This window comes from Streptomyces sp. NBC_00464 (assembly GCF_036013915.1).
GTDB lineage: Bacteria > Actinomycetota > Actinomycetes > Streptomycetales > Streptomycetaceae > Streptomyces.
Map to the genome: position 1 here is coordinate 2769775 of NZ_CP107899.1, position 14859 is coordinate 2784633.

Sequence of the window (14859 nt, forward strand, 5' to 3'; positions counted from 1 at the left end):
ACGGCCAACGCCAATGTCGCCGCCTGTTCAGGAGCCTCGCTGTGAGCCGCAGTTCGAGCAGAACGTCCCTCGCCGTAGTCGGCGCCGCCACCGCCCTCGCCGTTCTCACGGCCTGTGGCGGCAGCGGAGACGACAGTTCCGCCGCCGGAAGTGACGGCAAGCCCGTCAGCATCACCTTCTGGGGCTGGACCAAGGGGTCCAAGGAAGTCGTTGACGCGTTCAACGCCTCCCACACGAACATCAAGGTGGTGTACGAGGAGATCCCGTCCGGAAACGCGGGCGGCTACGCCAAGATCTCCAACGCCGTGAAGGCGGGCAACGCCCCCGACCTCGTCTCCATCGAGTACCCGCAGCTTCCGGAGTACGTCAGCCAGGGCGCGCTCCAGGACATCGGCCAGTACTTCACCGAGGACGTCAGGAAGAAGCTGCTGCCCCAGGCGGTGGAGCTGACGACGCTCGGCGGCAAGAACTGGGCCGTCCCCTTCGACGCCTCGCCGCAGTCGTTCTACTACCGCAAGGACCTGTTCGAGAAGTACGGCGTCGAGGTCCCCAAGACCTGGGACGACTTCCGCAAGGCCGCGGAGAAGGTCAAGAAGGCCGACAAGAAGGCCCGGATCGGCACGTTCTTCCCGGACGACCCCACCACGTTCCAGGCGATGGCCTGGCAGGCCGGCGCCCAGTGGTACAAGCCCGAGGGCGACACCTGGAAGGTCGACACCACCGACGCCGCGACCAACAAGGTCACCGACTACTGGCAGGGTCTGCTCGACGACGACCTGATCCGCGCCAACGCCTCCTTCAGCCCGGAGTGGACCAACTCCCTCAAGAACGGCGGCACCGTCGGCTACCTCGGCGCGGCCTGGGGCGCGGGTGTCCTCAAGGGCACCCTGCCCGAGCAGAGCGGCAAGTGGGCCGTCGCCCCGATGCCCAGCTGGGACGGCAAGCCGGCCAGCGGCATGCTCGGCGGCTCCACCTTCGCGGTGACGAAGGACAGCAAGAAGGCCGAGGCCGCAGTCGAGTTCGCCACCTGGATGTCGACCACCCCGGAAGGCATCAAGGCCCGCATCGAGTCCGGCACGTCCAGCGCCTTCCCGGCCGCCGCTTCCCTGCGCCCGGTCGCGAAGAAGGCCTTCGACGCGGACTTCTACGGCGGCGAGGACATCTACCAGGTCTTCGAGGACGCCGCGACGTCCATCGGCCCGAACTGGAACTGGGGCCCGACGACCGGCACCACGAACACCACGATGAAGGACCAGTTCGGCAAGGTCGCAAGCGGCGGGACCACCATCAAGGAAGCGGTGAAGGCCGGGCACGACGCCACGGTCGCCGAGCTGAAGAAGCGCGGTCTGAAGGTCGAGGACGCAGGCTGATGAAGCGCGCCCGGACCTCCAGAGCCGCCGCCATCCTGCTGGGGCCCTTCTTCGTACTGTTCACGCTGGCGATGGTGCTGCCGATCGGCTACGCGGTCTGGCTCAGCCTGTTCACCGAGAAACAGTCCGGCCTGGGCTTCGGCGGCACCGAGACCGTCTTCAGCGGACTCGACAACTACACGGCGGCCCTGGGCGACCGGGCGTTCCGCGAGGGCTTCGGCGTACTCCTCGGATACTGCCTGTTCTACATCCCGCTGCTCCTCGTCGGAGCCCTCGCCCTCGCGCTGCTGCTGGACTCCACGCTGGCCCGCGCCCGCCGGTTCTTCCAGCTCGCGCTGTTCCTGCCGCACGCCGTGCCCGGCATCATCGCCGCGCTGATCTGGGTGTACCTCTACACCCCGCAGCTCAGCCCGGTGGTGAGCGCCATGGAGTCCGGAGGCATCGGCTTCGACTTCTTCTCCCCCGAGGGTGCCCTGCCCTCCATCGTCAACATCGCGCTGTGGGAGTGGCTCGGCTACAACATGGTGATCTTCTATGCCGCGTTGCAGGCCATCGACCGCTCCGTGCTCGAAGCGGCCACCGTCGACGGGGCCGGCGCCTGGCGGATCGCGATCGGCATCAAGGTCCCCCTGATCCGCGCCTCCGTCGTGATGGTCGCGCTGTTCACCGTCATCGGCTCGCTCCAGCTGTTCACCGAGCCGCTGATCCTCAACAAGGGGACCGGCTCCGCCGTCTCCTCCACCTGGACGCCGAACATGTACGCGTACACCGCGGCCTTCGAGCGCAATGACTACGGTCTCGCCGCGGCCGCCTCCATCCTGCTGGCGCTCACGGCCGCGCTGCTGTCCTTCGTCATCACCCGCTTCACCGGCCGGAAGGGCAAGAAAGCATGAGTTCCCCCGCCTCCCACGGCCGCTGGATGTCGAAGACAGCCGTCAACGGCTTCCTGCTGCTCGCCGTCGTCTACATGCTCTTCCCGCTCGTCTGGCTGGTCACCGCGGCCACGAAGGACACCGGTGGCCTGCTCGCGGGCAACGCGTTCTCCTTCGACGGCTTCAACCTCGGCGAGAACCTCTCCAACCTGGCCTCCTACGGCGACGGCATCTACTTCCGCTGGTACCTCAACAGCCTTCTGTACGCGGGCGGCGGGGCGATCGTCTGCTCGCTGATCTGCGTCGCCGCGGGGTACGCCTTCGACAAGTACGCGTTCCGGGGCAAGGACCAGCTGTTCGGCATGGTGCTGCTGGGCGTGCTCGTCCCCACCACCGCGCTCGCCCTGCCGATGTACCTGCTGGCGTCCAAGGTCGGCCTGGTGAACACCTACTGGTCGGTGCTGATCCCGGTGCTGGTCAACCCGTTCGGCGTGTATCTCGCCCGGGTGTTCAGCTCGGGCTACATACCGAACGAGGCACTGGAGGCCGCCCGGATCGACGGGGCGGGTGAGCTGCGCATCTTCTGGTCCGTCGGTCTGCCCATGGTCATGCCGGGCTTCGTGACCGTCTTCCTCTTCCAGTTCACCGCGATCTGGAACAACTTCTTCCTCCCCCTCGTGATGCTCTCGGACCGCAAGCTCTTCCCCCTGAGCCTCGGTCTGTACTCGTGGAACACCAACACCCATGGCGAGCCGAGCTTCTACCCCCTCGTGGTCACCGGCTCCCTTCTGGCCGTCATCCCGCTGATCGTCGCCTTCGTCTCCCTGCAGCGGCACTGGAAGGCGGGACTGACCGCCGGAAGCGTCAAGTGACCGTCCATGCGAGCCCAGAGGAGTACGAGTTCCACCATGCCGCACGCCACTGACAACCGGCCCCGGGCCCTGCTCGCGATGGCCCCCGGCATCGCCGGACGCCTCCTCGCCGAACGCCACCACACCCGGCTGGCCGCCCTCACCCGTACGGACACCGAGCTCGTCGCCCACGACCTGGCCGACCCGACGCCCGAGGTGGCGGCCGCGCTCGCCGAGGCCGACGTCCTCTTCACCTGCTGGGGCGCGACCCCGCTCACCGCACCGGTGCTGGCCGCCGCCCCCCGGCTGCGGGCGGTGGTGCACGCGGCCGGGTCCGTGAAGCACCACATCACCGACGCCTGCTGGGAACGGGGCATCGCCGTCACGTCGGCGGCCGGGGCCAACGCGCTGCCGGTGGCCGAGTTCACCCTCGCCGCGATCCTCTTCGCGGGCAAGCAGGTCCTGCGTTCCGCACAGCGCTACCGCGAGCTGCGCACCAAGCACGACTGGCTCGACGAGCTGGACGGCACCGGCAACTACCGCCGTACGGTGGGCATCGTCGGCGCCTCCCGCATCGGCCGTCGGGTGATCGAGCTGCTGCGCCCCTTCGATCTCGACGTCCTGCTGTACGACCCGTATGTCAGCGAGGAGGAGGCGGCGCTGCTGGGCGTCCGTCTCACCACGCTCGACGATCTCTGCGCGAGCAGCTCCGTCGTTTCGGTGCACGCCCCGCAACTGCCCGAGACGCACCATCTCATCGGTGCCGCCCAGCTGGCGGCGATGCCGACCGGTGCGACGCTGATCAACACGGCGCGCGGGTCGCTGGTCGACGAGGCCGCGCTGCTTCCCGAGCTGACGAGCGGGCGGCTGCACGGGGTCCTGGACGTCACGGACCCCGACCTCCCCCTGGCGTCCTCGCCGCTCTACGACCTGCCGAACGTGCTGCTGACTCCGCACGTCGCCGGATCGCTCGGCAACGAGCTGCACCGGATGGCGGACCAGGCCCTGGACGAACTGGAACGCTTCGCGTCCGGCCGCCCGTTCGCGGACCCGGTGCACGGGGACGCGCTCTCGCGGTCGGCGTAGGTTGCCCGCCCGGCCCGTCCGGCCCGCCCGGCCCGTCCGGCCCGATCAGCCCGATCAGCCCGATCAGCCCGATCAGCCCGTCCGGCCTGCCCGGCCTGCCCGGCCTGCCCGGCCTGCCCGGCCTGCCCGGCCTGCCCGGCCCATCCGGCCAGCACCGCCCATACGGGCCCACCGGCTAACCCTGCCCATCCGGCTAACACGGCCGGCCCGGCCGGCCCGGCCAGCCTCAGCGGCCGAATCCAGCCTCGCCGGCCACTCCAGCCCCTCCGGCGATTGAGGAGCGGGGGTACGGGGGCAGCGCCTCCGGGGCTCCGCCCCGGACCCCGCTCCTCAATCGCCGGAGGGGCTGGATTCGGCCGAGCCTCAACCGCCGGAGGCGCCGGATCCGGGCGAGCCTCAACCGGAGGGGCCGGATCCGAGCAAGCCTCAGTCGCCGGAGGCGCCGGATCCGGGCGAGCCTCAACCGGAGGGGCTGGATTCGGCCGAGCCTCAACCGCCGGAGGCGCCGGATCCAAGCGAGCCTCAACCGCCGGAGCCGGATTCGGGCGAGCCTTAACCGCCGGAGCCGGATCCGGGCAAGCCTCAACCGCCGGAGGCACCGGATTCGGGCGGTGAAAACCTCATGCGCCGGAGGGGCCGAGTTCGAACGGCGAAGCCCATACGCTGGGGCCTGCCGGCGGAGCCTCATGCACCAGGCGGCCCAGATCCCGGGCGGCAAAGGCGCCGGCGCGGCCGGATACGCAAAAGGCCCGGTACCCCTCGCGGGGTACCGGGCCTCACCGCTTGCGCGGCACAGCTACACGCTAGTGCGAGTGGCCGTGACCGTGACCGGCCTCGGCCTCTTCCTCGGCCGGCTTCTCGACGACCAGGGTCTCGGTCGTGAGCAGCAGCGACGCGATGGACGCGGCGTTCTCCAGCGCGGAGCGGGTGACCTTGACCGGGTCGATGACGCCGGCCTTCACCAGGTCGCCGTACTCGCCGGTCGCGGCGTTGAAGCCCTGACCCTTGTCGAGCTCGGAGACCTTCGAGGTGATGACGTAGCCCTCGAGGCCCGCGTTCTCCGCGATCCAGCGGAGCGGCTCGACGGCGGCGCGGCGCACGACCGCGACACCGGTGGCCTCGTCGCCGGTCTTGCCGAGGTTGCCCTCGAGGACCTTGACGGCGTGGACCAGAGCGGAGCCACCACCGGAGACGATGCCCTCCTCGACCGCGGCGCGGGTCGCGGAGATGGCGTCCTCCAGACGGTGCTTCTTCTCCTTGAGCTCCACCTCGGTGGCCGCACCGACGCGGATCACGCAGACACCGCCGGCCAGCTTCGCCAGGCGCTCCTGGAGCTTCTCGCGGTCCCAGTCGGAGTCCGTGGACTCGATCTCGGCCTTGATCTGGTTGACGCGGCCGGCGACCTCGTCGGACTTGCCGCCACCGTCGACGATGGTGGTGTCGTCCTTGGAGACGGTCACGCGACGGGCGGTGCCCAGCACGTCCAGACCGGCCTGGTCGAGCTTGAGGCCGACCTCCTCGGCGATGACGGTCGCACCGGTGAGGGTGGCGATGTCGCCGAGCATGGCCTTGCGGCGGTCACCGAAGCCCGGGGCCTTCACCGCGACGGCGTTGAAGGTGCCACGGATCTTGTTGACGACCAGGGTCGACAGGGCCTCGCCCTCGACGTCCTCGGCGATGATCAGCAGCGGCTTGGAGGCACCGGCCTGGATGACCTTCTCCAGGAGCGGCAGCAGCTCCTGGATCGAGCCGATCTTGCCCTGGTGGATCAGGATGTACGGGTCGTCGAGGACGGCCTCCATACGCTCCTGGTCGGTCACCATGTACGGGGACAGGTAGCCCTTGTCGAAGGCCATGCCCTCGGTGAACTCAAGGTCCAGACCGAAGGTGTTGGACTCCTCGACGGTGATGACACCGTCCTTGCCGACCTTGTCCATCGCGTCCGCGATGAGGTCGCCGACCTGGCTGTCCTGCGCGGAGAGCGCGGCCACGGCGGCGATGTCGGACTTGTCCTCGATCGGGCGGGCGGTCGCGAGGAGCTCCTCGGACACGGCCTTGACCGCGGCGTCGATGCCCTTCTTCAGGGCGGCCGGGGACGCACCCGCGGCCACGTTGCGCAGGCCCTCGCGGACGAGCGCCTGGGCCAGGACGGTGGCGGTGGTCGTACCGTCACCGGCTACGTCGTTGGTCTTGGTCGCCACCTCCTTCACCAGCTGGGCACCGAGGTTCTCGTACGGGTCGTCCAGCTCGACCTCGCGCGCGATGGTGACACCGTCGTTGGTGATGGTGGGCGCACCGAACTTCTTGTCAATGACGACGTTGCGGCCCTTGGGGCCGATCGTCACCTTGACCGTGTCGGCAAGCTTGTTGACGCCGCGCTCGAGGGCGCGACGGGCGTCCTCGTCGAACTTCAGGATCTTCGCCATGGAGCTGAACTGTCCTCTCAAAACCAAGAACTGCGCCCCTCGCCGCCCGGCTAGTTATTTCGCAGGGGGCCAGGGGCGCAGAACAGAAGCAAACGTTTGGTGAATTACTTCTCGATGATCGCGAGCACGTCGCGAGCCGAGAGGACGAGGTACTCCTCGCCGTTGTACTTCACCTCGGTGCCGCCGTACTTGCTGTACAGAACGACATCGCCGGTCTTGACGTCGAGCGGAAGACGCTCGCCGTTCTCGAAGCGGCCCGGGCCCACGGCCAGGACGACGCCCTCCTGGGGCTTCTCCTTGGCAGTGTCCGGAATGACCAGGCCGGAGGCCGTGGTCTGCTCGGCGTCGAGCGGCTGGACCACAATGCGGTCCTCGAGCGGCTTGATCGCAACCTTGGTGCTGGTCGACACGATCCGGTCTCCCCCTTCGGAGATCTCACGGGGTTATCAGTCTTTGGGTGGCGACCAGATGGGCCCGTCGTCGCGGGTGCCGGACCTGCTGGTCGCACAGTACTGCTGGCACTCTCCAGTGGGGAGTGCCAGCACTGAGACTATGACCGCGATTAGCACTCGGTCAAGCGGAGTGCCAATTCACGCCCCTCGTGGCGTCCGGCCGTTCGCCGTCGAGCCCGGCCCGGCACAGGGAGAACGCCACAGGCACCCGGACCGTTCCGCACGTCAGCCGTGCCGGCACCCCGCGTCCAGGACCGCCCCGTCGCGCGGCCCCGGCCGCTCCGGCCACCAGCGAACCGGCGGGCGCACCACCCGGGAGTCCCCGGCCACCGCGGGGCGGCCGCAGGCGACGACGACCATCGCCCCCGGCGCCCCGTGATCACCGCGCACGGCCGCGGGCCGCACCTCCGGGGCGCTCGGCGACGGGTTCATCCGCTGCGCCGCCTTCCGGCCCAGCCGCTCGATCGGGTCCACCGACTGTGCGCAGCCGGCGGTGACGGTCAGGAGCGCACCGGCGGTCAGCAGTCCGGCCAGCAGCCGGTGCGCCCTTCTCATACGTAGTCCTCCAGCCGGGCCACCGCGTATCCCTTGTCCGTGATGACCTTCATGACGGACCGGATCAGGTCGGGCATGCTGCCCTTCCACTCCTTCTTGCCGCGGAAGTGGGTGAGGATGATGTCGCCGGGGTGCAGGTCCTGGTCCTCCTCCCGCCACTCCATGTGGTCGGGGAACGCCTCCGCCGCCCACAGCGGTACGGCCGTGATGCCGCAGGACTTGGCGATCCGCAGGGTGTCGCCGTTGTAGTTGCCGTACGGCGGCCGGAAGAGCCGGGGGCGCTCGCCGTACTGCTTCTCGAGGATGTCCTGCTGGTCGCAGATCTCCTGTTTCTGCTCGGCATGGGAGAGCCCGGGCATGTAGCGGTGGTTCAGCGTGTGGTTGCCGAGGACGACCCCACGGGCCTGGGCCTCCTTGAAGTACGCGTAGTCGTCGCGCACCAGGTAGTCGCTGAGGAAGGCGCTGTACGGGATGTTCAGCTCCGACATCATCCGCAGCAGCTCGGGGTCCTTGTCGTCCCCGTCGTCCATCGTCAGGAAGACGATCTTCTCCTTGGTGGGGACCGTGGTGAAGACCGGCGGCAGCGACGCGTCGCCGCCCTCGACCTCGAAGCCCTTACGGGTGGTGAGGTGCGGCTTCACGGCGGGCGGGGCCGGCGGAGCCAGCGGGGTGCTCGCCAGTCCCCACTTCTTGGCGGCGACGGCCCGTGCGGCCTGGACGCGGCGCGCCTTCTCGGCCTGCGCCGCGGCGGAACCGGCCGCTCCCGCCGGGGCGCCCTTCGGCGGTCCGGCATGGGCCGCCGCCTCGCGCACCGGGTCGGCCGCGGCCCGCTGTCCGGTCTCGGCCGCGCAGCCCGAGGCGGCTGCGGCGACCAGGAGTGCGGCGAGCACCGCATAGCCCGGCCGGCGCCGCAGGTGGCCCTGCCCGCGCTTCCTGCGCCCCTGTCCGCCCGATGCCGCACCCGGTCTGAGACGCTTCATGGCAAATTCTTCCTTTTGTCGTACTGGCTGCATGGCGCCGCATCCTGCCAGCCCGGGATCGGGTATCCGGGCCGACACAGCACCCGCCCCGCACGGTCCCCCGCCTGGCGCGCAGCCGACTGGCCCACAATGGGGCGGGTGAACGCTCTCGCCCCGACCGGCCCGTCCGACGCCCCCGACCCGTCCGACGCCCCAGACCCCCTCGCCGCCTTCCTGGCCCTGCGCGCCCCCGAGGGCGCCGAACTGCTGGCCGGGCTGCGGTCGTACGACCCCGCCACCGAACTGGCCACCGCCACCCGGCTGCGCCGCAGCCACCCGGCCGCCCTCGTATCGGCGGCGCTGGGGCAGGCCCGGCTGCGGCAGCGGGCGGTGGCGAAGTTCGGCGCCGAGGACGCGCACCGGATGTTCTTCACGCCGAACGGGGTCGAGCAGGCGACCCGCACCTCGGTGGCCGGCTACCGCGCGCGCCGGTTCGCGGACGCCGGGGTGCGCAGCGTCGCCGACCTCTGCTGCGGGATCGGCGGCGACGCGATCGCCCTGGCCCGCGCCGGGATCTCCGTCCTCGCCGTGGACCGCGACCCGCTGACCGCCGAGGTGGCCCGTGCCAACGCCGCCGCGCTCGGCCTGGACGCGCTGATCGAGGTCCGGTGCGCCGACGTCACGGAGATCGACACCACGCCCTACGACGCGGTCTTCGTCGACCCGGCCCGCCGGGGCGGACGCGGCCGGATCTTCGACCCCGAGGCGTACTCCCCGCCCCTGTCCTGGGCGACCGCGGCTGCGCTGAAGGCGCCCAGGGCCGCCCTGAAGATCGCCCCGGGCGTCCCGCACGAGGCGATCGGGCCGCAGGCGGAGGCCGAGTGGATCTCGGACGGCGGCGACGTGAAGGAGGCGGTGCTCTGGTTCGGCGAGGGCTTCGAGGCGGGCTCCTACCGCGCGACCCTGCTCCCGTCGGGCGCCACCCTGTCCGCTCCGGCCGCGCTGCCCGCCCCGCCGGTGGGCCCGGTGGGCCGCTATCTGTACGAGCCGGACGGCGCGGTGATCCGGGCGCATCTGGTCGCCGACATCGTGGAGCGGTGCCACGGCAGGCTGTTCGACGAGATGATCGCGTACGTCACGAGCGACGAGCTGTACGACTCCCCGTACACCGCAGGTTACGAGATCACCGATCAGCTGCCCTTCAACATGAAGCGGCTGAAGGCGCTGCTGCGGGAGCGGAAGGTCGGCGTCCTCACCGTCAAGAAGCGCGGCTCCGCGGTCGAACCGGAGGAACTGCGCAGGAAGATGAAGCTCCAGGGCCCGAACGCGGCAACGGTCTTCCTGACCCGGGTCGCGGACGCGCCGACGATGCTCGTCGGCCGCCCCGTGACCGGCCCGGAGGCCGGCCGCGGCTGACGGACCGGCGCTACGCGAGGTCGGTCAGGTCCTCCGCGTAGACCTGCGAGAGCGGCTGCGGGCCCACGTACTGCTGGCAGTTGCACTGCCCCGACTCGAAGCGCACCGGCTTCTTCTGCTCGTCCCACGCGGTCGGCACCTCGACCCGCTCGTGGCACTTGCCCCGCTTGTCGTGCTTGGCGAGGTGGTGCGTGCAGCCGCAGACCGGTTCCGGCGGCCGGTTCGCCGCCTCGACCGCCAGCCGTTCCTGCTTACCGGCCTCCAGCAGTTCCAGCCTGCGGGCGTGCCGATTGCGCAGCGCCGTACGGACGTTGTCGACCACCCAGCCGAAACCGCCCGTCCAGAAGATGATGAGCACCCACCAGTACCACTCCATGAAAACGCCCTCCCCCGGAGTAACCCGCGCACGCCCCAGGATAGGGCCGGGGTCAGCGGTGGGCGCCGCCGCCGGAGGAAACGAGCGGCTCGGGCGCGACCCCGCCGGCCAGCGTCCTGAGGACCCAACGCCGGTGCCAGAAAGCCTTGATGATGCCAACGAGGCCGATGAGCCAGCCGATGAAACCGAGGCCCATGATCAGGGCCATCAGGCCGTAGGTGTCGCTGCCGCGTACGGCGCCCGCGGGCACGGCGAAGCAGGCGTACAGCCCGAAGGCACAGAGCGCGAAGGAGCCCAGCAGCCAGGCGAGGCTCACGCCGGGCAGCCGGAACGCGCTGTCGCCCGCCGGGTCACGGTCCAACGCGCCCCACTGCGCGAGCAGTCGGCGGATCTCCCGGTCCCGGCGCAGGCCGATGACGACGAGGATGACCGCCGGCACCAGGCAGCAGGCGCCCATGACCAGCATGATCGCGCCGATGAAGGCGCTGATGACGTCGTACGACTCCTCGAAGGTGATGAACGCCGCGCCGATCAGCGCCCAGCCGAGCGCACCGAGCGCACCCCACAGCCACAGCAGCCCGAGCCGGCCGGGCCCGAGGTGCATCTTCACCAACGCCCCGAGAATGAAGGCCCGGTCGGCGAGCAACGCGCTCCGGTCGGGCCAGGAACGTATCTCCACGGGCGGCGGGGGCGGCGGCAGCGCTGAGCGAGGGGACATGGGTCCGACCCTATCGAGCGCCGGGCGCCGCCCCACGCCCGAGTGATCACATGTCAGGCATTGCGCAGGGCCTCGATGTCCAGGCGCTTCATGCCGAGCATCGCCTTCATGGCGCGGGCCGCCTTCTCCGGGTCGGGATCGGTCAGGGCTTCACCGAGACCGGGCGGGATGATCTGCCAGGAGACGCCGAACCTGTCCTTGAGCCAGCCGCACTGGCTCTCCTGGCCGCCGTCCGCGGTGAGCTCGTCCCACAGACGGTCCGCCTCCTCCTGCGAGTCGCAGTCGACGGAGAGCGAGACCGCCTCGCTGAAGGGGAACTCGGGGCCGCCGTCGAACGCGATGTACTCGGCGCCGTCCAGCTGGAAGCGGACGGTCATCACCGCCCCCTCCTCGCCGGGCGACGCGGCCGTCCAGCGGGTCACGTCCAGGACGCGCGAGTCACCGCCGATGACGGAGATGTAGTGGTTCGCAGCCTCCTCGGCCTGGTTCTTGTCGAACCACAGGAACGTGGTGACCTTCTGCATGGTCTTCTCCTCACGCGGTGGTACCGGGTGCCGTGCAAGGTAGACCGGCGGTGGCCCCGGAACTCATCGGCCGGCCCGGTCCAGGAGCAGGGCCCGTTCCCGCTCGTTGCGGGTGAGCTCCGCCGCCCGTACGAACTCGGCGCGTGCCTCGTCCGTACGCCCCATCCGCTCCAGCAGATCCCCGCGGACGCTCGGCAGCAAGTGGTACGTCTTGAGCGCGGGGTCGGTGGCCAGCGCGTCGACGAGGGCGAGAGCGGCGGCCGGCCCCTCGGCCATGGAGACGGCGACCGCGCGGTTGAGCTCGACGACCGGGGACGGGGTCAGGGCGGCGAGCCGGTCGTAGAGCGCGGCGATGGCTGCCCAGTCGGTGTCCTCGTAGCGCGCCGCCCGGGCATGGCAGGCGGCGATGGCCGCCTGGAGGGCGTACGGGCCCAGGGCCTGCCCCGCCTCCGCGGCCGTTTCGCCCGCCCGGAGCAGGGCCGCGTAGCCGCGGCGGATCAGCAGCCGGTCCCAGCGGGCCCGGTTCTGGTCGGCGAGCAGCACCGGGGCGCCGTCCGGTCCGGTCCTGGCGGCGGTGCGCGCGGCCTGGAGCTCCAGCAGGGCGGCCAGTCCGTGCACCTCGGCTTCACCCGGCGTCAGCCCGGCCAGCACCCGGGCCAGCCGCAGCGCGTCCTCGCAGAGGCCGGGGCGCAGCCAGTCGTCGCCGGCGGTCGCGGCGTAGCCCTCGTTGAAGACCAGGTAGATGACTTCGAGCACCGATCCGAGGCGGGCGGCGCGCTCGGGGCCGTACGGCACCTCGAAGGGCACTCGGGCCCGGCCGAGCGCCCGTTTGGCGCGGACGATCCTCTGGGCGACGGCCGGCTCGGTCGTGAGGAAGGCGCGGGCGATCTCCTCGGTGGTGAGGCCGCCGAGGAGGCGCAGGGTGAGGGCGATCCGGGCGTCGGTGGAGAGCACCGGGTGGCAGGAGGTGAAGATCAGCCGCAGCAGGTCGTCGTCGATCCGGTCCGGGTCCGCGGCACCCGGGTCCGGTTCGCCGGAGACGGTCTCCACGTCGCGGCCCATCTCGGCCAGCTTGCGGGCGTACGTCTCGCGGCGGCGTACGAGGTCGATGGCGCGGTGCTTGGCCGTGGCCATGAGCCAGGCTCCCGGGTTGTCCGGGACGCCCGACTCCGGCCACTGCTCCAGCGCGGCGACCAGGGCGTCCTGCGCGAGCTCCTCGGCGATGCCCACGTCCCGGACGATCCGGGCGACACCGGCGATGATCCGCGCGGACTCGATCCTGAATACCGCCTCAACCGCGCTCGCTGCCGTCACGGCCACCCATCAGAGCAGCCGCCCCGGGCCCGGGCAAGCGCGGCCGGCCGGTCAGCCGGTCGCTTCGTCGATGGCCCGGACCTCGGAGGTGACGCTCCAGCTCTCCGGGTGGCACTGCAGGAACCGCCTGGTCCACTCCAGGGCCTCTTCCTTGTCCTTGCACTGGAGGATGGCGTACCCGCCGACGACCTCCTTGGTCTCGGTGAAGGGCCCGTCGGTGTAGCTGAGCTTTCCGCCGGACCAGTGGACCCGGGTGGCCTGGGCGGTAGGGGTGAGGCCGGCCGTCTCCAGCATCACGCCCGCCTTGCTGATCTCCTCGAACAGGGCGCCCATGCGCTTCTCGAAGTCCGGGTCGGGCTCGAAGCCGGCGGCGGCCTGCTCGTCGATGCGGATGAGGGACATGAAGCGCGGCATGGTGACTCCTCGGTCGGAAGGGCGGGGACCTCTTCCCCGCCTCTCACCTGTGCGTCGAACGGGAGACAGCCGAATCGACACTTCCCCCGGAATTCTTCAAAGAAATGTCCGGATCGGCCACCGGGCCCGTTCCGGGAGTGGTCACCGCCCCGGTTTCCCGCTCGCGCGGAAGCAGGACCAGCGCGGCGAGGGCCCCCGCCGCGAGCAGTCCGGCGGCGGCCCAGAACGCCGTCGCGTAGCCGGAGACCAGGTCGGCCGGGCGGTTCGAGTCCCCGCTGACCTGCGCGGCGACCGTCACCAGGACCGCGAGCCCCAGCGAGCCGCCCACCTGCCGGGAGCTGTTCAGCAGCCCGGAGGCCATACCGGTCTCCCCGGGCGCGACATCGGTCGTGGCGGCCGTGCCGAGAGGGACGAAGCACATGCCGATCCCGACGGCGGAGACCAGGGACGGGCCGAGGACGAACGTGAGGAAGGTGCCGTCCGTCCGGGCCGTGACCGCGAAGCCGGCGATGCCGAGAGCGGCCAGCGTGCCGCCCACGGCCAGCAGCCGCCGGGTGCCGAGCGCCGCGACCGTACGGGTGGCGATGACCGAACCCGCGACGACGCCCGCGCTGAACGGCAGGAAGGCGATTCCGGCCGCGGTCGGTCCGTAGCCGAGCACCTGCTGCAGGCAGAGCGAGACGAAGTAGAACGCGGCGAACTGACCGGAGCTGAGCAGCAGGCAGAACAGGTTCGCCGTCAGGACCGGCCGCCCCCTCAGCAGGCCGGGCCGCAGCAGCGGATGCGCGGTGCGCTGTTCGACGGCGACGAAGGCGACGAGCAGCACTGCCGCTCCGCCCAGCGTGGCGAGGGTCCTGGCGGACCCCCAGGGGTGGGTCGAGGTCCCCACGAGCCCGAGGACGAGCAGGGCCGTACCGCAGGTGGCGAGCAGCGCCCCGGCCACGTCGAGCCGGGCGCCGGCTCCCGCGGGTCCCGGGGTCGGCCCGGTGCGCAGGGAGGCGAGCAGCGCGAAGGCCACGATCGGCACGTTGACGAGCATCACCGCACGCCAGCCCGCGACATCCGTGAGCACTCCGCCGGCCAGTACCCCGACCGCACCGCCCGCCGCGCCCGCCATGCCCCACAGCCCCAGGGCGCGGGAGCGCGCGGGCCCGGCCGGGAAGGCGATGGCGATCAGCGCGAAGGCCACCGGAGCGAGCGCGGCGGCGCCGACCCCCTGCACCGCCCGCGCGGCGATCAGGGTGCCGGGCGACCCGACGAGTCCCCCGGCCAGGCTCGCCGCACCGAAGAGCGCCAGGCCCGCGATCAGGACGGGGCGGCTGCCGAGCAGGTCGGCGAGCCGTCCCCCGAGCATCAGCAGCCCGCCGAACGCGAGCGCGTACGCGTTGACGACCCACAGGAGCCCCTGCGGTGTGAAGCCGAGATCGGCGCGCATGTCCGGCAGCGCGACGTTCACCACGGACATGTCCAACGCCACCATGAACTGCACGGTGAGAGCCACCGGCAGCAGCCAACGCATCTGCCGT

15 protein-coding genes are annotated in these 14859 nt (G+C 71.1%); 5 read left to right on the forward strand and 10 right to left on the reverse strand.

Annotated elements, in window-relative coordinates; all coding sequences use genetic code 11:
- The first annotated feature begins 41 nt into the window (after window positions 1–41).
- The 4 genes from OG912_RS12000 to OG912_RS12015 are packed head-to-tail and all read left to right on the forward strand — an operon-like array spanning window position 42 to window position 4179.
- The gene (locus OG912_RS12000) at window positions 42–1370 is read left to right on the forward strand and encodes an ABC transporter substrate-binding protein (RefSeq protein WP_327709347.1); all 1329 of its coding nucleotides are present in this window, start codon (window positions 42–44) and stop codon (window positions 1368–1370) included.
- A complete protein-coding gene (locus OG912_RS12005) occupies window positions 1370–2263 on the forward strand; it encodes a carbohydrate ABC transporter permease (protein WP_326738158.1) in 894 nt (297 codons plus the stop codon). Before OG912_RS12000 ends, OG912_RS12005 begins: the two co-directional genes overlap by 1 nt.
- Window positions 2260–3114, forward strand: a complete 855-nt coding sequence (locus tag OG912_RS12010) for a carbohydrate ABC transporter permease (protein WP_327709348.1) — start codon at window positions 2260–2262, stop codon at window positions 3112–3114. Before OG912_RS12005 ends, OG912_RS12010 begins: the two co-directional genes overlap by 4 nt.
- A 36-nt stretch (window positions 3115–3150) precedes the next feature.
- Complete coding sequence (locus OG912_RS12015) at window positions 3151–4179, forward strand: hydroxyacid dehydrogenase (RefSeq protein ID WP_327709349.1); 1029 nt, start codon at window positions 3151–3153, stop codon at window positions 4177–4179.
- A gap of 803 nt (window positions 4180–4982) precedes the next feature.
- Here OG912_RS12015 and groL read toward each other — a convergent pair.
- The 4 genes from groL to OG912_RS12035 form a co-directional block, all read right to left on the reverse strand.
- On the reverse strand, window positions 4983–6605 hold the full coding sequence (groL, locus tag OG912_RS12020; RefSeq protein WP_326738155.1) for a chaperonin GroEL: 1623 nt from the start codon (window positions 6603–6605) through the stop codon (window positions 4983–4985).
- Window positions 6606–6709: 104 nt separating this feature from the next.
- The gene (gene groES, locus OG912_RS12025) at window positions 6710–7018 is read right to left on the reverse strand and encodes a co-chaperone GroES (protein ID WP_024490209.1); all 309 of its coding nucleotides are present in this window, start codon (window positions 7016–7018) and stop codon (window positions 6710–6712) included.
- 264 nt (window positions 7019–7282) lie between these two features.
- On the reverse strand, window positions 7283–7612 hold the full coding sequence (locus OG912_RS12030) for a hypothetical protein (protein ID WP_327709350.1): 330 nt from the start codon (window positions 7610–7612) through the stop codon (window positions 7283–7285).
- Window positions 7609–8625 carry a polysaccharide deacetylase family protein gene (locus OG912_RS12035; RefSeq protein ID WP_327709351.1) on the reverse strand — a complete coding sequence of 339 codons (1017 nt, stop codon included), beginning with the start codon at window positions 8623–8625 and terminating at the stop codon, window positions 7609–7611. Before OG912_RS12035 ends, OG912_RS12030 begins: the two co-directional genes overlap by 4 nt.
- A gap of 96 nt (window positions 8626–8721) precedes the next feature.
- Here OG912_RS12035 and OG912_RS12040 point away from each other — a divergent pair, with 96 nt between their 5' ends.
- The gene (locus OG912_RS12040) at window positions 8722–9987 is read left to right on the forward strand and encodes a class I SAM-dependent methyltransferase (RefSeq protein WP_327709352.1); all 1266 of its coding nucleotides are present in this window, start codon (window positions 8722–8724) and stop codon (window positions 9985–9987) included.
- 10 nt (window positions 9988–9997) lie between these two features.
- On the opposite strand, the gene OG912_RS12045 is transcribed toward OG912_RS12040, so the two are convergent.
- The 6 genes from OG912_RS12045 to OG912_RS12070 all read right to left on the reverse strand — a co-directional run bounded on the left by OG912_RS12045 (window position 9998) and on the right by OG912_RS12070 (window position 14852).
- Complete coding sequence (locus tag OG912_RS12045) at window positions 9998–10363, reverse strand: hypothetical protein (RefSeq protein ID WP_327709353.1); 366 nt, start codon at window positions 10361–10363, stop codon at window positions 9998–10000.
- Between the two features lie 52 nt (window positions 10364–10415).
- Window positions 10416–11081: a hypothetical protein gene (locus tag OG912_RS12050; protein WP_327709354.1), complete on the reverse strand. Its 666-nt coding sequence runs from the start codon at window positions 11079–11081 to the stop codon at window positions 10416–10418.
- A gap of 53 nt (window positions 11082–11134) precedes the next feature.
- Window positions 11135–11605, reverse strand: coding sequence for a VOC family protein (locus OG912_RS12055; protein WP_327709355.1), 471 nt, complete (start codon window positions 11603–11605; stop codon window positions 11135–11137).
- Window positions 11606–11668: 63 nt separating this feature from the next.
- Complete coding sequence (locus OG912_RS12060) at window positions 11669–12919, reverse strand: RNA polymerase sigma factor (protein WP_327709356.1); 1251 nt, start codon at window positions 12917–12919, stop codon at window positions 11669–11671.
- Between the two features lie 51 nt (window positions 12920–12970).
- Entirely contained in the window at window positions 12971–13333 is a 363-nt protein-coding gene (locus OG912_RS12065) for a YciI family protein (RefSeq protein WP_327709357.1), read from the reverse strand.
- Between the two features lie 43 nt (window positions 13334–13376).
- Window positions 13377–14852, reverse strand: coding sequence for an MFS transporter (locus OG912_RS12070; protein ID WP_327713400.1), 1476 nt, complete (start codon window positions 14850–14852; stop codon window positions 13377–13379).
- Window positions 14853–14859 lie beyond the last annotated feature (7 nt).